The organism is Pseudomonas sp. BN414 (genome assembly GCF_029871275.1).
GTDB lineage: Bacteria > Pseudomonadota > Gammaproteobacteria > Pseudomonadales > Pseudomonadaceae > Metapseudomonas > Metapseudomonas resinovorans_C.
On the sequence record NZ_SSOL01000062.1, the window covers coordinates 1 to 19439 of the forward strand.

At 64.0% G+C, this 19439-nt stretch carries 17 protein-coding genes; 11 read left to right on the forward strand and 6 right to left on the reverse strand.

What is annotated here, in order from left to right:
* The 6 genes from E8E95_RS12110 to E8E95_RS12135 all read left to right on the forward strand — a co-directional run.
* Positions 1-783, forward strand: a 783-nt coding sequence (locus tag E8E95_RS12110) for a methyl-accepting chemotaxis protein (protein ID WP_280349022.1), incomplete at its 5' end; no start/stop codon positions are given.
* 511 nt (positions 784-1294) lie between these two features.
* Complete coding sequence (locus E8E95_RS12115; protein WP_280350373.1) at positions 1295-2914, forward strand: acyl-CoA synthetase; 1620 nt, start codon at positions 1295-1297, stop codon at positions 2912-2914.
* A gap of 19 nt (positions 2915-2933) precedes the next feature.
* Positions 2934-3701: a 3-hydroxyacyl-CoA dehydrogenase gene (locus tag E8E95_RS12120; protein ID WP_280350375.1), complete on the forward strand. Its 768-nt coding sequence runs from the start codon at positions 2934-2936 to the stop codon at positions 3699-3701.
* Positions 3702-3711: 10 nt separating this feature from the next.
* Complete coding sequence (locus E8E95_RS12125) at positions 3712-4899, forward strand: acetyl-CoA C-acyltransferase (RefSeq protein WP_280350377.1); 1188 nt, start codon at positions 3712-3714, stop codon at positions 4897-4899.
* 10 nt (positions 4900-4909) lie between these two features.
* The gene (locus tag E8E95_RS12130) at positions 4910-6037 is read left to right on the forward strand and encodes an acyl-CoA dehydrogenase family protein (RefSeq protein ID WP_280350379.1); all 1128 of its coding nucleotides are present in this window, start codon (positions 4910-4912) and stop codon (positions 6035-6037) included.
* A gap of 132 nt (positions 6038-6169) precedes the next feature.
* On the forward strand, positions 6170-6943 hold the full coding sequence (locus E8E95_RS12135; protein ID WP_280350382.1) for an enoyl-CoA hydratase: 774 nt from the start codon (positions 6170-6172) through the stop codon (positions 6941-6943).
* 140 nt (positions 6944-7083) lie between these two features.
* On the opposite strand, the gene E8E95_RS12140 is transcribed toward E8E95_RS12135, so the two are convergent.
* A complete protein-coding gene (locus tag E8E95_RS12140; RefSeq protein ID WP_280283144.1) occupies positions 7084-8007 on the reverse strand; it encodes a LysR family transcriptional regulator in 924 nt (307 codons plus the stop codon).
* Between the two features lie 152 nt (positions 8008-8159).
* Here E8E95_RS12140 and E8E95_RS12145 point away from each other — a divergent pair, with 152 nt between their 5' ends.
* On the forward strand, positions 8160-9389 hold the full coding sequence (locus E8E95_RS12145; protein WP_179058997.1) for an acyl-CoA dehydrogenase: 1230 nt from the start codon (positions 8160-8162) through the stop codon (positions 9387-9389).
* Between the two features lie 95 nt (positions 9390-9484).
* On the opposite strand, the gene E8E95_RS12150 is transcribed toward E8E95_RS12145, so the two are convergent.
* The gene (locus tag E8E95_RS12150) at positions 9485-10855 is read right to left on the reverse strand and encodes an amidohydrolase (protein WP_280350385.1); all 1371 of its coding nucleotides are present in this window, start codon (positions 10853-10855) and stop codon (positions 9485-9487) included.
* Positions 10856-10924: 69 nt separating this feature from the next.
* Here E8E95_RS12150 and E8E95_RS12155 point away from each other — a divergent pair, with 69 nt between their 5' ends.
* A complete protein-coding gene (locus E8E95_RS12155) occupies positions 10925-11569 on the forward strand; it encodes a Crp/Fnr family transcriptional regulator (protein WP_280350387.1) in 645 nt (214 codons plus the stop codon).
* 134 nt (positions 11570-11703) lie between these two features.
* On the opposite strand, the gene E8E95_RS12160 is transcribed toward E8E95_RS12155, so the two are convergent.
* Both E8E95_RS12160 and E8E95_RS12165 read right to left on the reverse strand, forming a co-directional pair.
* Complete coding sequence (locus tag E8E95_RS12160; protein ID WP_280350556.1) at positions 11704-11871, reverse strand: hypothetical protein; 168 nt, start codon at positions 11869-11871, stop codon at positions 11704-11706.
* Between the two features lies 1 nt (position 11872).
* Complete coding sequence (locus E8E95_RS12165; RefSeq protein ID WP_280350389.1) at positions 11873-12883, reverse strand: TerC family protein; 1011 nt, start codon at positions 12881-12883, stop codon at positions 11873-11875.
* A gap of 353 nt (positions 12884-13236) precedes the next feature.
* Between E8E95_RS12165 and E8E95_RS12170 the strand changes: the two genes are divergently transcribed.
* Positions 13237-15477, forward strand: coding sequence for a TonB-dependent siderophore receptor (locus E8E95_RS12170; RefSeq protein WP_280350391.1), 2241 nt, complete (start codon positions 13237-13239; stop codon positions 15475-15477).
* Between the two features lie 181 nt (positions 15478-15658).
* Here the strand turns inward: E8E95_RS12170 and E8E95_RS12175 are convergent, their stop codons facing one another.
* A complete protein-coding gene (locus E8E95_RS12175; protein ID WP_280350393.1) occupies positions 15659-17026 on the reverse strand; it encodes a phosphate ABC transporter substrate-binding/OmpA family protein in 1368 nt (455 codons plus the stop codon).
* Positions 17027-17297: 271 nt separating this feature from the next.
* Between E8E95_RS12175 and E8E95_RS12180 the strand changes: the two genes are divergently transcribed.
* A complete protein-coding gene (locus tag E8E95_RS12180; protein WP_280350395.1) occupies positions 17298-17627 on the forward strand; it encodes a YegP family protein in 330 nt (109 codons plus the stop codon).
* 209 nt (positions 17628-17836) lie between these two features.
* On the opposite strand, the gene xthA is transcribed toward E8E95_RS12180, so the two are convergent.
* Positions 17837-18649 carry an exodeoxyribonuclease III gene (gene xthA, locus E8E95_RS12185; RefSeq protein WP_280350398.1) on the reverse strand — a complete coding sequence of 271 codons (813 nt, stop codon included), beginning with the start codon at positions 18647-18649 and terminating at the stop codon, positions 17837-17839.
* A 134-nt stretch (positions 18650-18783) separates the two neighbouring features.
* Between xthA and E8E95_RS12190 the strand changes: the two genes are divergently transcribed.
* Positions 18784-19437 carry a GNAT family N-acetyltransferase gene (locus E8E95_RS12190; RefSeq protein WP_077521712.1) on the forward strand — a complete coding sequence of 218 codons (654 nt, stop codon included), beginning with the start codon at positions 18784-18786 and terminating at the stop codon, positions 19435-19437.
* The last annotated feature ends 2 nt before the right edge of the window (positions 19438-19439 follow it).

Consider the following 19439-nt stretch of genomic DNA (forward strand, 5'->3'; position numbering starts at 1 on the left):
GCCATCGCCAGCCAGACCAGCGCCGGCATGCAGCAGCAGTACCGCGAAGTGGACCAGGTGGCCACCGCCTCCAACGAGATGAGTGCCACCGCCCAGGACGTCGCCCGCAGCGCCGCCCAGGCCGCCGAAGCCGCCCGCGGCGCCGACCATGCCACCCAGGAAGGCCTCGGCGTGATCGGCAAGACCACCAGTGCCATCGAGCAACTGGCCAGCGAGATGAGTGCGGCGATGGAAGAGGTGCAGGCACTGGCCAACAGCAGCGAGCAGATCGGCTCGGTGCTGGAAGTGATCCGCGCGATCGCCGAGCAGACCAACCTGCTGGCCCTCAACGCCGCCATCGAGGCGGCGCGGGCCGGCGAGGCCGGACGTGGTTTCGCGGTGGTGGCCGATGAAGTGCGCAACCTGGCCAGGCGCACCCAGGATTCGGTGGAGGAAATCCGCCAGGTGATCGAAGGCCTGCAGCACGGCACCCGCGAAGTGGTCGGCTCGATGCACAGCAGCCACCGCCAGGCGCAGGGCAGCGTCGAGCAGGTGGAACAGGCGGTGACCGCGCTGCAACGCATCGGCGAAGCGGTAACGGTGATCACCGACATGAACCTGCAGATTGCCAGCGCCGCCGAAGAGCAAAGCGCGGTGGCCGAGGAGATCAACCGCAACGTGGCGGCGATCCGCGACGTCACCGAATCGCTCTCCGGCCAGGCCGAGGAATCCGCCCAGGTCAGCCAGGCGCTGAACCGCCTGGCCAACCACCAGCAGGGGCTGATGGCGCAGTTCCGCGCCTGATAACCCTCTCCCCCGGCCCCTCTCCCGCAAACGGGCGAGGGGCTGCTTTTTTGTGGGGGCGAATTCATTCGCTAAGCAGGCAGTAGGTCTGCCCTGGGAAATCCGCACCCGGCCGAACCACCCTCACCCCCGGCCCCTCTCCCTGAAGTGGAGAGGGGTGACCCGCGCCGGCAGCTCCGAGTCAGCCGGTGGGCGCAGCTCTTGTAGGGGCGAATTCATTCGCCAAGCAGACTGTAGGTCTGCCCTCGGGAGTCCCTGCCAACCTCACCAACCCTCACCCCCAGCCCCTCTCCCAGAGGTAGAGGGGTGACGCGTGCCGGCAGCTCCGAGTCAGCCGGCGGTCTCAGTCCCATGTGGGGGCGATTTCAATCGCTGAGCAGGACGCAGTTCTGCCCTCCCAATCCCCCTGTCAATTCCGCTCACCCAGGTTGATGCCTTTCGACATTGCCGCAATCGGCCCCCGGCGCGACCATCCCGGTACTCCAACAAAAACAACCTGGGAGTCCATCCGATGCGCGATTACTTCACCGCTGCCCACGAGTTCGACTACGCCAGCGCCGCGTCCACCACCCTGGCGGGCGATCTCGATGCCCTCAATGCCTGTGTCGAATGCTGCGACCGCCACGCCGAGTCGGGCCGCGTCGCGCTGGTTTGGGAGGGGCGCAACGGTGAGCAGGCCACCTGGACCTTCGCCCAGCTCAAGGAAGCCTCGGCGCGTTTCGCCAACCTGCTGCAAGCCCGTGGCGTGCGCCCGGGCGACTGCGTTTCCGGCATGCTGCCGCGTACCCCGGAACTGCTGATCACCATCCTCGGCACCTGGCGTGCCGGTGCCGTCTACCAGCCGCTGTTCACCGCGTTCGGGCCCAAGGCCATCGAGCACCGGGTGCAGGGCGCGGGTTCGAAGCTGGTGGTCACCGACCTCACCAACCGCCCCAAGCTGGACGAAGTGGAAGGCGTGCCGCCAGTGCTGACGGTGGGCGATGACTTCTGGGCTGAACTGGAGCGCCAGCCGGACAGCTTCGAGCCGGTGCTGCGCAAGGCCTCCGATCCCTTCCTGCTGATGTTCACCTCCGGCACCACCGGCCTGGCGAAACCGCTGGCCGTACCGCTGAAGGCCATCGTCGCCTTCGTCAGCTACATGCGTGACGCGGTCGATCTGCGCCCGGACGACAAGTTCTGGAACCTGGCCGATCCGGGCTGGGCCTACGGGCTGTACTACGCCGTGACCGGTCCGCTCGCCATGGGCCACGCCACGACCTTCTACGAGGGCGGTTTCACCGTCGAAAGTACCTGCCGAATCATCCGCGAGCATGGCATCACCAACCTGGCCGGCTCGCCCACGGCATACCGCTTGCTGCTGGCTGCCCGTGACGAGGTCGAGGCTGCGATCAAGGGCAATCTGCGTGCCGTCAGCAGTGCCGGCGAGCCGCTGACCCCGGAGGTCATCCGCTGGTTCGGCGAGGGCCTCGGCTGCACCATTCACGACCACTACGGCCAGACCGAGCTGGGCATGGTGCTGTGCAACCATCACGCCCTGGAGCACCCGGTGCGCCTGGGCGCCGCCGGCTTCGCCATGCCCGGCCACCGCGTGGTGGTGCTGGACGAACAGCACCGCGAGCTGCCCGTCGGCCAGCCCGGCATCCTCGCCCTGGACATGCCGCGCTCGCCGCTGTTCTGGTTCCCCGGCTATCAGGGGATGCCCACCAAGGCCTTCGTCGGTGACTACTATCTGAGTGGTGACACCGTGGAGCTGAACGACGATGGCAGCATCAGTTTCGTCGGCCGCGCTGATGACGTGATCACCACCTCCGGCTACCGCGTCGGCCCCTTCGATGTGGAGAGCGCGCTGATCGAGCACCCGGCGGTGATCGAGGCCGCGGTGATCGGCAAGCCCGACCCGGAGCGCACCGAACTGGTCAAGGCCTTCGTCGTGCTGCACGCCGGCCACAGCGCCGACCCCGAACTGGCCGAAGCACTGCAGCAATACGTGCGCAAGCGCCTGTCCGCCCATTCCTATCCGCGCGAGATCGAGTTCGTCGCGGAATTGCCCAAGACCCCGAGCGGCAAGATCCAGCGTTTCCTCCTGCGTAACCAGGAAATCGCCAAGGCCCAGGCGGCCGCCGCCAACTGAACCCCGAGGAGTAGCAATCGTGCGTATCGAGAATTCCGTTTTCCTGATCACCGGAGGCAGTTCCGGCCTCGGCCTGGCCACCGCCCGTGAACTGGTGGGGCAGGGCGGCAAGGTGGTGCTGGTGGACATCAATGCCGACGCCGGCAATGCCCGTGCCGAAGAACTGGGCGCCAATGCCCGCTTCGTGAAAGCCGACATCACCCGTGAAGAGGACGCCCGCGCCGCCGTGGCAGCCGCAGTGGAGGCCTTTGGTGGCCTGCACGGGCTGGTCAACTGTGCGGGTGTTGCTCCTGCCGAGAAGGTCATCGGTCGCAACGGCGCCCACGGTCTGGACAGCTTCGCGCGGACCATCAGCATCAACCTGGTGGGTAGCTTCAACATGCTGCGCCTGGCCGCCGAGGCCATGTCCCAGGGGCAGCCCAATGAAGAGGGCGAGCGCGGCGTGATCATCAATACCGCCTCGGTTGCAGCCTTCGACGGCCAGATTGGCCAGGCTGCTTATTCCGCTTCCAAGAGCGGCGTGGTCGGTATGACCCTGCCGGTCGCCCGCGAGCTTGCCCGCCACGGTATCCGCGTGATGTGCATCGCTCCCGGTATCTTCGAAACCCCAATGATGGCCGGCATGCCGCAGGAGGTCCGTGACTCTCTCGGCGCCGCTGTGCCATTCCCGCCGCGTCTTGGCCGTCCGGCCGAGTACGCCGCTCTGGTCCGCCACATCGTCGAGAACGCCATGCTCAATGGCGAAGTGATTCGCCTCGATGGCGCTATCCGTATGGCCGCGAAATAAGGAGGACGCCATGAACAAGGATTCCATCGTTATCGTCAGTGCTGCCCGTACCGCCATGGGCGGCTTCCTCGGTGACTTCAAGGACATGACCGCCGCGCAACTGGGCGCCGCCGCCAACCGCGCCGTGCTGGAACGCGCCGGCCTGCAGGGCGACGCCGTGGACGAGGTCATCATGGGCTGCGTGCTGCAGGCCGGCCAGGGCCAGGCGCCGGCGCGTCAGTCCGCACTCGGCGCGGGCCTGCCCCAGGGCGTGGTCTGCTCCACGGTGAACAAGATGTGCGGTTCGGGCATGAAGACCGTGATGCTCGCCCACGACTTGTTGCGTGCCGGCAGTGCCGACGTGGTGCTGGCCGGGGGCATGGAGAGCATGTCCAACGCACCCTACCTGCTGGAGCGCGCCCGCTCCGGCTACCGCATGGGCCACGGCAAGGTGCTCGACCACATGTTCCTCGACGGCCTGGAAGACGCCTACGACAAGGGCCGTCTGATGGGGACCTTCGCCGAGGACTGCGCCCAGGCGTACGGCTTCACCCGCGAGCAGCAGGACGCCTTCGCCATCGCCTCCCTGACCCGCGCCCAGAAGGCCATGGCTGACGGCCGCTTCGCCGCCGAGATCGTCCCGGTGGAAGCGAAATCCGGCCGCGACCTGGTGACCATCAGCCAGGACGAGCAACCGCCGAAAGCGCGCCTGGACAAGATTCCAACCCTCAAACCGGCGTTCCGCGAGGGCGGCACCGTCACTGCGGCCAACTCCAGCTCCATTTCCGACGGCGCGGCATCGTTGCTGCTGATGCGTCTGGAGGAAGCGGAAAAGCGCGGCCTGAAGCCGCTGGCCCATGTTGCCGGCCATGCGTCCTTCGCCCAGGCGCCGAACCTCTTCACCACTGCACCGGTGGGTTCCATCCAGCGCCTGCTGACCCGTACCGGCTGGAGCCTGGGCGAGGTTGATCTGTTCGAAGTCAACGAAGCCTTCGCCGTGGTGCCGATGGTCGCCATGCGTGACCTGGACATCTCCCACGACAAGATCAACGTCCATGGCGGCGCTTGCGCCCTGGGCCACCCTATCGGCGCCTCCGGCGCGCGGGTGCTGGTGACCCTGCTCAATGCGTTGACCCAGTACGACCTCAAGCGTGGCGTGGCGTCGGTGTGCATCGGTGGCGGCGAGGCCACTGCTGTCGCAATCGAACTCATCAAGTGAGGGCAGGGCGATGATCCCGAACGAAGACGAAATCCAGATTCGCGATATGGCCCGGCAATTCGCCCAGGAGCGGCTGAAACCCTTTGCCGAGTCCTGGGACCGCGAACACCGTTTCCCCGCCGAGGCGATTCGCGAAATGGCCCAGCTGGGCTTCCTCGGCATGCTGGTGCCGGAAGAGTGGGGTGGTGCCGCCACCGGCCACCTGGCCTATGCCATGGCGCTGGAGGAAATCGCCGCTGGCGACGGCGCCTGCTCCACCATTATGAGCGTGCACAACTCGGTGGGCTGCATGCCCATCCTCAAGTACGGCAGCCAGGAGCAGAAGGAGCGCTTCCTGCGTCCGTTGGCCACTGGCGAGATGATCGGCGCCTTCGCGCTCACCGAGCCCCAGGCCGGATCGGATGCCAGCGACCTGCGCACCCGCGCCCGCCGCGACGGCGATCATTACGTGTTGAACGGCGCCAAGCAGTTCATCACCTCTGGCAGTCATGCGGGGATGGTGATCGTCTTCGCAGTCACCGACCCGCAGGCCGGCAAGAAGGGCATCAGCGCCTTCATCGTCCCCACCGATACCCCCGGCTACCAGGTGGTGCGGGTGGAGGAGAAGCTCGGCCAGCACGCCTCCGACACCTGCCAGATCCAGCTGGACGAGGTGCGCATCCCGGCGTCCCTGCGCCTGGGCGAGGAGGGCGATGGCTATCGCATTGCCCTGTCCAACCTGGAAGGCGGACGCATTGGCATCGCCGCGCAATCCGTCGGCATGGCGCGCGCGGCCTTCGAGGCGGCGCGCGACTATGCCCACGAGCGCAAGACCTTCGGCAAGGCGATCATCGAGCACCAGGCCGTGGCCTTCCGGCTGGCCGACATGGCGACGCAGATCGCTGTGGCGCGGCAGATGGTTCATCACGCCGCGAGCCTGCGGGAAGCCGGCATGCCCTGCCTGACCGAAGCGTCCATGGCCAAGCTGTTCGCCTCGGAGATGGCCGAGAAGGTCTGCTCGGCGGCTATCCAGACGCTGGGCGGTTACGGCTACCTGAAGGACTTCCCGGTGGAGCGCATCTACCGTGACGTGCGGGTGTGCCAGATATATGAAGGCACCTCGGATGTGCAGCGCATGGTGATTGCGCGCAGCCTCTGACCCTCTGGGGCAGCTGCGCTGCCCTTGGCGAATGAATTCGCCCCTACAACGGTCCGCACCGACCTGCTGTGGGGGCGATTTCAATCGCTATGCAGGTCGCAGACCTGCCCATCCCATTTAAAGGAATTCGATATGACCTACCAGACCCTGCTGGTGGAGCAGGCCGGCGCTGTCGGCCTGGTCACCCTCAATCGCCCCGAGGCGCTGAACGCCATCAACACCCAGCTCATCGACGAGCTTAACCAGGTGCTCGACGGCTTCGAGCGGGACACTGCTATCGGCTGCGTGCTGATCACCGGTTCCGCCAAGGCCTTCGCGGCCGGTGCCGATGTGAAGGAAATGGCCAGCCTGTGCTTCCCGGGCACTTATCTCGACGACTTCCTCGGTCGCTGGGACCGCGTGGCACAGCGGCGCAAGCCGATCATCGCCGCCGTGGCCGGCCACGCCCTGGGCGGCGGTTTCGAGCTGGCATTGATGTGCGACTTCATCATCGCCGCCGACACGGCGCGTTTCGGCCTGCCTGAGGTGAAGCTCGGGGTGATTCCCGGGGCCGGCGGTGTCCAGCGCCTGACCCGTCTCGTTGGCCGCGCCAAGGCCATGGAGATGTTGCTGAGCGGACGCAGCATGGATGCCATCGAAGCCGAGCGCTGCGGCGTGGTGGCGCGGGTGGTGCCCGCCGCCGAGCTGCTGGAGGAAGCCCTGGACAGCGCCAGCCGCATCGCCGCGCAGTCGCGCACGGCGGTAATGATGCTCAAGGAGTGCGTGAACCGGGTGGACGAAGGCTCGCTGGGGGAAGGCCTGCGCTTCGAGCGGCGGATGTTCCAGGCGGTCTTCGCCACGCCGGATCAGAAGGAGGGTATGGGGGCGTTCATCGAGAAGCGGAAGCCGGAGTTCGGCAAGGGCTGAACGGTTGGCGGCCTTTTTTTCTTGGGGGCGCGATTTCAATCGCTAGGCAGGACGCAGTCCTGCCCTGAGAAGGGGCAGCTGCGCTGCCCATAGCGAATGAATTCGCCCCCACAGGTTTCCATATGCCTCGGTGGCAGCTATCACGCCCGTTCCTTCTGCTCCTGCGCCGTCACCTGCTGGCAGATTTCGATGATCTGCTCGCGCATCCAGCGGTTGGCCGGGTCCTGGTCGGTGCTTTCGTGCCAGTAGAGGTGGGTTTCCAGGGAGGGCACGTCGTGCACCGGCAGGTCCACGTAGTGCAGATCCTGACGGCGGGCGAAGCGTTCCGGGACAGTGATGGCGAGGTCAGTGCCGTGCAATACGGTGGAGGCCATCAGGTAGTGCTGCGAGCGCAGGGTCACCTTGCGCTGGATGCCCATCTTGCCCAATGACAGGTCCACGTAGCCCAGGCCGCTGCGACGGCTGGAAATGTGGATGTGCGAGAGCGAAAGGTACTCGTCCAGCGTGATCTTTTCCTTGGCCAGCGGGTGGCCGCGACGCATGGCGCAGACGTAGCGGTCTTCCATCAGTTTGACGTGGCGCACCTGCGGGTCGGTGTTAAGCGGTGCGTCCACGGCGAAGTCCAGGCGGCCGGCGGCCAGTTCCTTGGTGGTTTCGCGACGCTTGGCCAGGAAGCTTTCGATCTGCACAGTCGGCGCCAGGCGGCGCAGGCGCTGGAACAGCGGCGGCAGGATCACCGTTTCAGTGAGGTCGGTCATGCTGATGCGGTAGGTCTTGTTCGCCTGCGCCGGGTTGAAGGTGCGGCTTTCCTGCACCGAAACGCGCAACAACTGCAGGGCGTTGCGCACCGGACCGATGATGTTCTGCGCCATGGGCGTGGGCACCATGCCCTGGGCGGTACGCACGAACAGCGGGTCGTTGAAGGTCTCGCGCAGGCGGGCGAGGGCGTTGGAGACGGCGGGCTGGGTAATGCCGACGATCTGGCCGGCGCGGGTCAGGTTGGCCTCGGTATAGATGGCGTCGAAGACGATGAAGAGGTTGAGGTCTACCTTGTTTAAATTCATGCCGGACGTGCTCCTGAAAGTTGTTTTTATCAGCGGATCATATATCGGTGATGAATGTTCATAGATGCCGAAAATAGACTAGGGAAATCTTACGCCCTGTTCTAGCATCCTTACCAGACCTCACTAACAGCCCCGCAAAAAGGTAGCCCCGCATGGATTTCGCCTATTCCCCGAAGGTCCAGGAACTGCGTGAACGCGTCACCGCATTCATGGACACCTACGTCTATCCGGCCGAGCCGGTATTCGAGCAACAGGTTGCCGAAGGCGACCGCTGGCAGCCCACCGCGATCATGGAAGAGCTGAAAGCCAAGGCGAAGGCGGAAGGGCTGTGGAACCTGTTCCTGCCGGAGTCCGAACTCGGCGCGGGCCTGACCAACATGGAATACGCGCCGCTGGCCGAGATCATGGGCCGCTCGCTGCTGGGCCCGGAGCCCTTCAACTGCTCCGCGCCGGACACCGGCAACATGGAAGTGCTGGTGCGCTACGGCAACGAAGAGCAGAAGCGCCGCTGGCTGGAGCCGCTGCTGCGCGGCGAGATCCGCTCCGCCTTCGCCATGACCGAGCCGGGCGTGGCCTCGTCCGACGCCACCAACATGGAAGCCCGCGCCGTGCGCCAGGGTGACGAATGGGTGATCAACGGCAGCAAGTGGTGGACCTCGGGCGCTTGCGACCCGCGCTGCAAGATCCTCATCTTCATGGGCCTGTCCAACCCGGACGCGCCGCGTCACCAGCAGCACTCGATGATCCTGGTTCCCACCGACACCCCCGGGGTGAAGATCGTGCGCCCGTTGCCGGTGTTCGGCTACGACGACGCGCCCCACGGGCACGCCGAAGTGGTCTTCGAAAACGTGCGCGTGCCGTACGAGAACGTGCTGCTGGGTGAGGGCCGTGGCTTCGAGATCGCCCAGGGTCGCCTCGGCCCGGGTCGTATCCACCACTGCATGCGCTCCATCGGCATGGCCGAACGCGCCCTGGAACTGATGTGCAAGCGCGCCGTCAGCCGTACCGCCTTTGGTCGTCCGCTGGCTCGCCTGGGTGGCAACGTCGACAAGATCGCCGACTCGCGGATGGAAATCGACATGGCCCGCCTGCTGACCCTGAAGGCGGCGTACATGATGGACACCGTCGGCAACAAGGTCGCCAAGAGCGAGATCGCCCAGATCAAGGTCGTCGCGCCCAACGTTGCCCTGCGAGTGATCGACCGCGCCATCCAGATCCACGGCGGCGCCGGCGTATCCAACGACTTCCCGTTGGCCTACATGTATGCCATGCAGCGCACCCTGCGCCTGGCCGATGGTCCGGACGAAGTGCACCGTGCCGCCATCGGCAAGTTCGAGATCGGCAAGTACGTACCGAAGGAAATGCTGCGCAGCGGTCAGTGATCGCCCCCGCAAACGCAAAAGGGGTTGGCTTGCGCCAACCCCCGAGCATTCGTCTATCGCTGGTGACGTCGCCGTGAAAGGCGCGAACCCGGTGCCTAGTTTTTCTCGAGATAAGCCAGCGCCACCATCGCCAGGCTTCTCATTCCCACCGGGAAGCTCGACTCGTCGAGGTCGAAGGTAGGTGAGTGGGGCGGTCCCACTGGCCTGTCCTCGGGTTTTACCCCAAGAATGAAAAATACCCCTGGCGCTACCTGCTGGTATTCCGAGAAGTCCTCCGCGCCCGCTGCCTTGGGCACCTGCATGATCTTCCCGTTCGCCGCCTCCTTGAGTGCGGGAAGCATGGCTTCGGTCAGTGTCTCGTCATTGCTCGTCACGCCATAGGAGGAGGGGCCGAAACTGACCTCCGCCTTGGCGCCATTGGCGGTGGCTGTCGATTGTGCAATACGGGTGATGCGTTCCTTGGCGCCGGTGCGCATTTCTTCATTGAAGGTGCGCAGCGTACCCAGCATTTCGACGGAGTCCGGCACGATGTTTTCGCGGCTGCCGCCGTTGATCGACCCGATGCTGAAAACGGCAGGCTCCTTGGTGATGTCGAGCGAACGACTGACGACAGTCTGGAGCGCACTGACGATCTGTGCCGAGGTCACGATGGGGTCGACGCCGAGCCAAGGCGCGGCGCCATGGGTCTGCTTGCCTTCGACGGTAATGCGCACGGTATCGGCGCTGGCCAGGATCGGCCCGCTGCGCCAGCCGATCACACCACTGGGAATGACCGGGGCAACGTGCAGGCCGAAAACGGCATCCACCTTTGGATTCTCCATGACGCCGTCAGTGACCATCGCCTGGGCCCCACGCTGGGCATCGGCGCTGGAGGGCATCTCGGAAAAACCTTCCTCGGCGGGCTGGAAGATGAACTTGATGGTCCCCGGAATCTGCGCCTTCATGCCTGCCAGCACTTCGGCTACACCCATCAGGATCGCGGTATGGGCATCGTGACCGCAGGCATGCATCACCGGACTGTCCTTGCCCATGTGTTTGGCGACCACCTTGGACGCGAAGGGCAGGCCGGTCGCTTCCTGCACCGGAAGCGCGTCCATGTCGGCGCGCAGCGCGACGACCTTGCCGGGCAAACCACCCTCGAGAAGCCCCACCACGCCATGGCCACCGACACCCGTGGTGACGTTCATGCCCAACTTGCGCAGATGATCCGCCACCAGCCTGGAGGTGCGAACTTCCTGGCCGGAGAGCTCCGGGTTCTGGTGTATGTCACGTCGCCACGCCACGACCTTGGATTCCACTCGGGCGATTCCCTGATCCAGCTGTTGCGCGGTGATCGGGCTCACTGTTTGCTCGGCGAAGCTCGAGCCTGCATTGGCCAGCACCGCAGCGAGCAGGCCTAGCCTGATTGCGGTGTGACGGGAAGCTGTTGGCATAATCTTGTCTCCATGGGGCTTTCGCAGATGCATTGCCTGTTGTCCTGACGCTCAGGACGGAGGCAAGCTACCGCGAGCCAAACGGACCGGGCATTCAACTAGATGAAGAACAAGAACGAAGCATTCCTGGGTGACGTAGGGCGTTTTCGCGACGCGATGATGACGCGCTACCTGTTCAGCGAAGCGATCTACAACCACATGCTCGACATCCTGTCGGCGTTGGCGCGGCCGGTCACTTTCCGCAGGGGCGAGCTTCTCCAGCATCAGGGTGTGCCCGCACAGTCGTGCTACTGGATCATGAGCGGTGTGGCGAGGACGGCTTTCATCACCGAAGGCGGCGCGGAGGTCACCCTGAGATTTGCCGCGGAAGGCGAGATGGCCGGCGCTCATGAAGATGTACTCGCCGCAAAGGTCGGATTGCCGGCAAGATCCTTCGTCGTTGCCGAACAGCCCGTCGAAGCCTACGAGTTCAATTGTCCTGAGCTGGGCCGCCTGATGGCGGAGGGACGGTTGTCGTTCGAGGTGTCGGCGCGTTTCCTCGAATACAACCTCAAGAAACAGGCCAGGCGTACCTACGTGGTGGGGTCCGTATCCGCGCGTGAACGACTGGCGGCATTCCGGGAAGAGTATCCGGGCCTGGAAAACAGGGTGACGCAAAAGTGCATCGCGTCTTATCTGGGAGTCACGCCGCAGTATCTATCGCAACTGTCCAGACGGCGCGAGTCGGGGAATTCGCTCAAGTGTTAGCGGCACAAGACTGCTGATCCGACAAAAAAAGGCCCGCATTCTGCGGGCCTTTTTCGTTTTTGCGGAGTTCGGCGTTTTGCTTTGGGAGCGATTTCAATCGCGAATGAATTCGCTCCCACCAGCGCGATGGCCGCCTAGTCCTTTTCCGGCGCCGGGTTCCTGGCCTTCAACCAGCCCATCCGCAGGTGCAGTTGCGCGGCGAAGGCACGAGCGGCGATTTCCTCCTGGAACGTCAGGCTGCGATGCCCGAGGCGTACGCGCCAGTAAATACGACCGCTTTTTTCGAAGGGCTCAATCCGCACTTCATCCATCTTTCCCCAGGTCTCCCGAGTTCTGGGCCGGGCGATCGCGAGTCTTCAACAGGGACAGGAGCACGCCGCCGGCAAGTAGCCCGAAGGTTACGCCAAGGGACAGCAGCGGGGGAATCTTGCCGATGAAGCCGTGCAGGAAAATCTTGCCGCCGATGATGATCAGGACCAGGGCCAGGGCGTACTTCAGGTACACGAAGCGGTGCATCAGGGCCGCCAGGGCGAAGTACAGGGCACGTAGGCCGAGGATGGCGAAGATGTTCGAGGTGTAGACGATGAACGGGTCCTGGGTGATGGCGAAGATCGCCGGGACACTGTCCACCGCGAACACGAGGTCAGCCAGCTCGATCAGCACCAGGGCCAGGAACAGCGGCGTGGCGTAGAGCAGGGCCTTGCTGTCGCCAGCCTGCTTCAGGCGTACGAAGAAGTGCGAGCCATGCAGGTCGTCGGTCACGCGGATGTGGCGGCGGACGAACTTCAACACCGGGTTGTTGGCGAGGTCAGGATGAGCCTCTTCCCGGGAGAAGAGCATCTTCACGCCGGTGAACAGCAGGAAGGCGCCGAACACGTAGAGGATCCAGTCGAATTCCTTCACCAGGGCGCTACCCAGGCCGATCATGATGGCGCGCAGCACCACCACGCCGAGGATGCCCCAGAACAGCACGCGGTGCTGATAACGGCGGGGGATGGCGAAGAAGCCGAAGATCATCGCCATGACGAAGACGTTGTCCATGGACAACGACTGCTCGACCAGGAAACCGGTGTAGAACTCGATAGCGCTTTGCGCGCCCAGTTCGAACCACACCCAGATGCCGAACAGCACACCCACGCCGAAATAGCCGCCGTAGAGCAGCAGGCTTTCGCGCACCTCGATTTCGTGCTGGTCACGGTGCAGCACCCCGAGGTCGAAGACCAGCAGGGCGAGGACTATTCCGAGGAAGACGAGCCACAGCCAAGTGGCGGTGCCGAGGAAGTCGGCGGTAAGAAACGCGTGCAGAGCTGCCATGAGCCCCTCCTTATGTCGTTGATAAAACGTGACTCCGACATGGCGGCTGGCAAGCCGTCAGAGGGGCCCGGCGTCACATGGAAAAGCCTACCGGTGGCCGGGTATGGGAGGAACGGAGCCGCTGTAACAATTCTTTGCCTCTTGTAAGAAAGTTCCTAAAACGCTTTCGAATCTACGTAATTTACGTTTGTAAATAATTCTCATTAAATGGTAATTTCTGCATCCGCCGTCAGATGCGATCGCGCCTGCATGGTCGAGTTGCGGGTGCCAATGACGCGCGCCGCGCGAAAACGAAAAAGAAGAAGACCGTTGGTTAGCCAGCCAACAAGACAGACCATCCAAGGGGTTTGAGAGTGCAACAGCAAAATGCGTTCAATGCGACGGAATCGGCTGGGGATGCCGGTGTCGCGCGGCTCAAGCGTCATCCGTTGTCCGTGGCGATCCTGGGCGTGACCCTGGCGTTGCAGGCAGGCGTGGTGCTGGCCGAGGAGCAGGGAGGCAATGGATCGCTGGAACTGGTGGCTACGTCCATCACCGACAACCGTCTCGGGGAAACCACCGAGGGCACCGGCTCCTACACCACCGGCTCGACACGCACCGCCACCAAGCTGTCACTGTCGCCTCGCGAGACTCCGCAATCGGTCAGCGTCATCACCCGTCAGCAAATGGATGACCAGAACCTGACCAGCATTGGCGATGTGCTGTCGAAGACGCCCGGCATCACCATCAACAAGCTCGACAGCAGCCGCGCCAGCTTCAAGTCCCGTGGATTCGAGATCGACAACTTCCAGATCGATGGCATTCCGGCCGCCTTCCGCTTCGGCAACGGTATCGACCAGGCCGACATGGTGATCTACGACCGCGTGGAAGTCCTCAAGGGCTCCACCGGCCTGCTCAGCGGCTTCGGCAGCCCCTCGGCCACCGTCAACCTGGTGCGCAAGCGTCCGACCAAGGAACTCTCCGGCTACATCTCCGCCGGTGCCGGCAGCTGGGACACCTACCGCACCGAGTTCGACATCGGCGGTTGGCTGACCCCCCAAGGCAACGTGCGCGGCCGCTTCGTCACCGCCTACGAGGACGGCCAGTCCTTCATGGATCACCTGTCCGAGAAGAAGCAGGTGTTCTACGGCATCCTCGAAACCGACATCACTGAAGACACCCTCCTGAGCGCGGGCCTCAGCCGCCAGACCAACCGCCCGGACGGTTCCTCCTGGGGCTCTTCGGTGCCGCTGCTCGACAGCAATGGCAACGAGCTCAACATGTCCCGTTCGCACAACCCGGGTACCAAGTGGAGTGAGTGGGACAACACCACCGACAACGCCTTCGTGACCTTGGAGCAGCGCCTGGCCAACGACTGGATGGTGAAGGCCTCGATCAGCCGCACCGAGACCGACTCGCCCATCACCCTGGGGTCGGCCGCCAGCGGCAACCCGAATCCGGTGGACGGCACCGGCATGTTCGTCTGGCGCGGCAAGTACCAGTACGAGACCAGCCAGAACGCCTACGACCTGTACGCCAGTGGCCCGTTCCAGCTGCTGGGTCGCGAGCATGAGCTGGTGGTCGGCCTGTCGCATCGCGACATCGAGTCCGACGAAACCAACTGGCCGTTCTTCTTCGATCCCGCCCCGGGCATCTTCGACTGGAACGGCGACTTCCCCGAGCCCGACTGGGGCAGCCCGCAGTCCAAGGTCAAGACCGAGCTGAAAGAGACCGCGGCCTACCTGACCAGCCGCTTCAAGCCCACCGACGACCTGTCGATCATCCTCGGCTCCCGTGTTTCCAATTGGAAGCTGGACAGCACCGGCACCGACCTGACGTCGGGCCAGAGCGCCAAGCTGCAGAGCCTGCGTGAAACCGGCGTGGTGGTGCCCTATGCCGGCGTGGTCTACGACCTCAACGACACCTACTCGGTCTATGCCAGCTACACCAGCATCTTCAAGCCCCACGAAAGCGAGCAGGATGCCAACGGCAAGGCCATCGAACCGGAAGAGGGCGATGCCTACGAACTGGGCCTGAAGGCGGAATTCTTCGACGGCCGCCTGAATGCCAGCGCCGCGGTTTTCGAAGTCAAGCAGGACAACCTGGCTGAAGAAGTCGGCTTCGATCCGGTCACCAACAAGTCCGTCTACCGTGCGGTGCAGGGCGCCAAGACCAAGGGCTTCGAGCTCGAAGTCGCCGGCGAGGTGCTGCCGGACTGGAATGTGCAGGGTGGCTACACCCACCGCATCACGCGCGATGGGGATGACGACAAGATCTCCACCACCGAGCCGGAAGACATGTTCCGCCTGTCCACCAGCTACCGCCTGCCGGGCCAGTTCAACAAGCTGACCATCGGTGGTTCGGCCAGCTGGCAGAGCAAGATCTGGAAGGACATCTGGAACCCGGCGACCAACGCCAGCGACTACGAATACACCCAGGAAAGCTACTGGGTGCTGGATGCCATGGCCAAGTACCAGGTCACCGAGCAGCTGTCGGTCACCCTCAACGGCAATAACCTCACCGACAAGAAGTACTTCAGCAACCTGGGCTTCTACGACGGTGGTTTCTACGGCGATCCGCGTAACTTCATGCTGACCACCCGCTTCGACTTCTGATGCGACTTGTAGGAGCGAGCTTGCTCGCGAAGGACTGCGCTCGGGTTGTTCGCGGGCACGCCCGCTCCTACATGCTTGCGGCCCGGTAGGTGGTCCACCTTTGCAGGATTTCCTGTAGGAGCGAGCTTGCTCGCGAAGGACCGTGCTCGGACTGTTCGCGAGCAAGCCCGCTCCTACATTCTCAGTACACCCACACCTCAACCCGACGGTTGCGAATCCGTCCTTCCTCGGCCGTGTTGGCCGCCACCGGTAGTTCGTCGCCGAGCCCGGTCACGTCCCGCAAGGTCACGCCGCCCTTGGTCAGTTCCCGGCGCACCGCCATGGCGCGCAACTTGGACAGCAGTTCGGCCCGCTGCGGGTCGGCCTTGGGATCGCCGAAGCCCACCAACACGACTTTCTGCTCCAGCTTGTTGGTCTGCTTCAGGTAATCCAGCACGCGCTGCACATCGCGCTGGGCCTTGTTGTCGAGGGTGGCACTGCCTTCCTGGAAACGGAAGTTCACCGACAGCCGCTGGGCATTGCTGGCCAGCTCGCGGTAGTTCTCTGGCATGTCCTGCTTGGTCTGGACCTTGATCGCCAGCACCTGCTGGGCGACGAAGCCGCTCTGGCCGACGATGGCCTGGCCGCGAGCGCTCTGGGCGAACTGCACCAGCGCCTTGGCCCAGCGATTCTGTTCACCCGGCTTCATATACAGGAACAGGCGACGCGACAGCGGATAGTCCTCGGTGGCGATCAGCTCGGCGCTGGGGGGCATGGCCAGGGAGTCACCGTCGGCAATGGCCAGGGCGCGGGCCTGGTTGATGGAGGCGAGGCCGACAAAACCGATGCCTTGCGGATCGGCGCTGACAGCGGCGGAAAGCTTGTCGTTGGATTCGAAGCGCTGGGCCGTGGCGGCCAGGGCCTTACCCTGGCGCACCAGTACCAGCTCCTTGAAGGTGTCGTAGGTACCGGACTGGTCATCACGGGCGTAGAGATGGATGGCGCCGCCCTTGCCGCCGAGTTCTTCCCAGGTCTTCACCTCGCCGGCAAACACTGCGGCCAATTGGGCGGTGGTCAGGGCGCGCAGCGGATTGCCCGGATGCAGGATGATGGCCAGCCCGTCGATGGCGATCACCTGTTCGGCGTGCTGGCTGCGCAGGTCGCCGAACGAGGACAGGTCCTGGGCCTCGGCATCCTTGATCGGACGTGACGAGGCGGCGAGGTCGGCGCTGCTTTCCTTCAGTGCGACGAAACCGGTGGACGAGCCATGGGCGGCCAGTTCTACCTGAATCTCCTTGCCCTGGGCATCGTGGGCAACGATGTGCACCTCGTTCTCACGGTCGCCCGGTGTCTGGTGAACGGCGCGCAGGCCTTCCTCTTCCAGCATGCCCTTGACCAGTGCCGGGCCGAGCTTGGCACCGATGGTGTTGGAGCCCTGGATGCGCAGGACGGTCTCGGGCTGGGCGGCGAACACCGACCAGGGGAAGGCATAGCAGATGAAACCGAGCAGCAACATGCTGAGGCCACGGCCCCACATGTCCTTGTCGCTGGCGGTCATGGCGCGCGGCATGGGCAAACACCTTGTATCAAGGGGGTGGAAGGAGCCGCGAGATTAAGTCAGCTGGGTGACGGAGATATGACAAACGCTCTGCGTTGGGCCTTTTCCGCGGATGAAGAAATTTCGCCTCGCATTTCCTGGCGCTTCCTACAGCCCTGTAAGGAGAGTCCTGCAACCCGGAAATCGGCAAAGGGATAGGGTATCCCGCTGCCCGAAACACCCCATGAAAGGTGCTTCGAGTGGGCGCAAAAGCGCATCCCTATCTTGTTCGAGGAGTGTTGTGATGAGTGGTTGGTTCGAGCTGCGCAAGAACACTGGTGGCACCTGGCGCCTGCGTTTGAAGGCGGCCGACGCGCAAACCCTTCTGGATACCGGCAACCATGAGGACCGTGGCACCGCAGAGGAGGCCATAGCCCGGTTCCGCGAGAATTGCGTGCATGAGGAGCGCTTCGTACGGCGCATTGATTCCAGCGGCAAGAACTACTTCAAGCTGCGCGCGGCCAACAAGGAGGTGATCGTCCGGAGCCACCTCTATGATTCCGAACATGCTCTGGAGCGGGCCATCGAAACCATCATGCGGGTCGGTACGACGCGGATGGTGAAAGAGGCCTGAGCGAACAGGCGATGAAAGAAGAAAGGCCCATCAGTGATGGGCCTTTTTCGTTGAGCGTAGAGTGAATCACGCTGCGCTGGTTCGGCGCTGGTTCGGCGCTGGTTCGGCGCTTGTGTAGGAGCGAGGGGGACGCCCAGTTCTTGCTCGCGAAGGACCGAGCTCAGCAAGTTCGCCAGCAAGCTGGCTCCTACATCCACCCGGAAGCAATATCAGGCCAGTTCCAGCCAGATCGGCGCATGGTCCGAAGGTTTTTCCATGCCGCGCAGGTCGTAGTCGATGCCGGCGTCCTTGATTCGTGCCTGCAGCGGGCTGGTGGCGAGGATTACGTCGATGCGCAGGCCACGCTTGGGTTCATCCTCGAAGCCGCGGCTGCGGTAATCGAACCAGCTGAAGCGGTCATTCACCTCGGGGTTGAGATGGCGGAAGCTGTCCACCAGGCCCCAGCTCTTCAGGCGTGCGAGCCACTCGCGCTCTTCCGGCAGGAAGCTGCACTTGCCGGTCTTCAGCCAACGTTTGCGGTTCTCTTCACCGATGCCGATGTCGCAGTCTTCCGGCGAGATGTTGATGTCGCCCATCACCACCAACGGTTGGCTCGGCTGGAACTGTTGCTCCAGCAGCACTTGCAGGTCGGCATAGAAGCGCTCCTTGGCGGGAAACTTGACCGGGTGCTCGCGGCTTTCGCCCTGGGGGAAGTAGCCGTTCATCACGGTGACCGGGTTGCCCTGGGCATCGGCGAAGGTGCCGTAGATGAAGCGGCGCTGGGCTTCCTCGCTATCGTTCGGGAAACCCTTGAACAGCGAAATCGGCTCCTGGCGGGAGAGCAGGGCGACACCGTAGTGGCCTTTCTGGCCGTGGTAGTGCACGTGGTAGCCGAGCTGGCGGATTTCCGCTTCCGGGAACTGCTCGTCGGCGACCTTGGTTTCCTGCAGGCCGATTACGTCCGGCTGGTGCTTGGCGATCAGCGCTTCGAGCTGGTGGGGGCGTGCCCGCAGGCCGTTGATATTGAAAGAAACGATCTTCATCGCGAAGGCATCCTGGCAAAAACGCGATGCTAGCCGATGGTTGGCCGCCCGGCCAGCCGGCGTGGCTGCGCCCGGAATCTGGTGCTAATTTCCTTCTTGGCCCGATAGAACCCATAACAAAAGAGGTGCCGTGAATGCCCGGTTACATCCCCACCGCGCCGGTCGAGGTGCGCCTGCTCGACGGCGGTTACGCCCGCGAAGCACGTTCCCTGCTGTACCACGCCTACCGCCACGAACCTACCTTCGCCTATCTGTTCGAGGCCGAGCGCCCCGGCTACGACCAGCGCGTCCGTGCCACGGTGCGGGAGCTGGTGCAGCAGCATTTCCTGGAAGAGCTGCCAGCCATTGGCCTGCTGATCGAGGAGCGCCTGGTGGGCATCGCGCTCATAGCGCCCCCGCAGCGCCGCCTGGACATCACCGAAAGCTGGGGCTGGCGGCTGCGCATGCTGCTTTCCACCGGTTTCCGTTGCACCCGCCGTTATCTCGATTACCACGATGCCGTGCTCGCCTGCCTGCCGCCGGGGCCCTACCACGTACTGCCGTTGCTCGGCATCCACCCGGAGTTCCAGGGGCGGCATCTCGGTGAACAGCTGCTGGAGGCGCTGCACAACTGGTGCGCCGAGGACGATGGCTCCCAGGGGGTAGTGCTGGATACCGGCAACGTGCGCTACCTCGACTTCTACAAACGCCAGGGTTACGAGGAGGTGGGGGAGGTCGCGCTGGGCCCGGTGGTCGAACACGTGTTCTTCCATCCCAATCCACGGCCGGTGATGCGAGCCAGCGGCTGACT

Bases quoted from the DNA above. Each gene is read 5' to 3' on its own strand.
- E8E95_RS12150 (WP_280350385.1), bottom strand. From the start codon at position 10,855: ATGCATCTGCGAAAGCCCCATGGAGACAAGATTATGCCAACAGCTTCC.
- E8E95_RS12190 (WP_077521712.1), top strand. From the start codon at position 18,784: ATGCCCGGTTACATCCCCACCGCGCCGGTCGAGGTGCGCCTGCTCGAC.
- E8E95_RS12125 (WP_280350377.1), top strand. From the start codon at position 3,712: ATGAACAAGGATTCCATCGTTATCGTCAGTGCTGCCCGTACCGCCATG.
- E8E95_RS12130 (WP_280350379.1), top strand. From the start codon at position 4,910: ATGATCCCGAACGAAGACGAAATCCAGATTCGCGATATGGCCCGGCAA.
- E8E95_RS12180 (WP_280350395.1), top strand. From the start codon at position 17,298: ATGAGTGGTTGGTTCGAGCTGCGCAAGAACACTGGTGGCACCTGGCGC.
- E8E95_RS12115 (WP_280350373.1), top strand. From the start codon at position 1,295: ATGCGCGATTACTTCACCGCTGCCCACGAGTTCGACTACGCCAGCGCC.
- E8E95_RS12140 (WP_280283144.1), bottom strand. From the start codon at position 8,007: ATGAATTTAAACAAGGTAGACCTCAACCTCTTCATCGTCTTCGACGCC.
- E8E95_RS12165 (WP_280350389.1), bottom strand. From the start codon at position 12,883: ATGGCAGCTCTGCACGCGTTTCTTACCGCCGACTTCCTCGGCACCGCC.
- E8E95_RS12155 (WP_280350387.1), top strand. From the start codon at position 10,925: ATGAAGAACAAGAACGAAGCATTCCTGGGTGACGTAGGGCGTTTTCGC.
- E8E95_RS12135 (WP_280350382.1), top strand. From the start codon at position 6,170: ATGACCTACCAGACCCTGCTGGTGGAGCAGGCCGGCGCTGTCGGCCTG.
- E8E95_RS12175 (WP_280350393.1), bottom strand. From the start codon at position 17,026: ATGCCGCGCGCCATGACCGCCAGCGACAAGGACATGTGGGGCCGTGGC.
- E8E95_RS12145 (WP_179058997.1), top strand. From the start codon at position 8,160: ATGGATTTCGCCTATTCCCCGAAGGTCCAGGAACTGCGTGAACGCGTC.
- xthA (WP_280350398.1), bottom strand. From the start codon at position 18,649: ATGAAGATCGTTTCTTTCAATATCAACGGCCTGCGGGCACGCCCCCAC.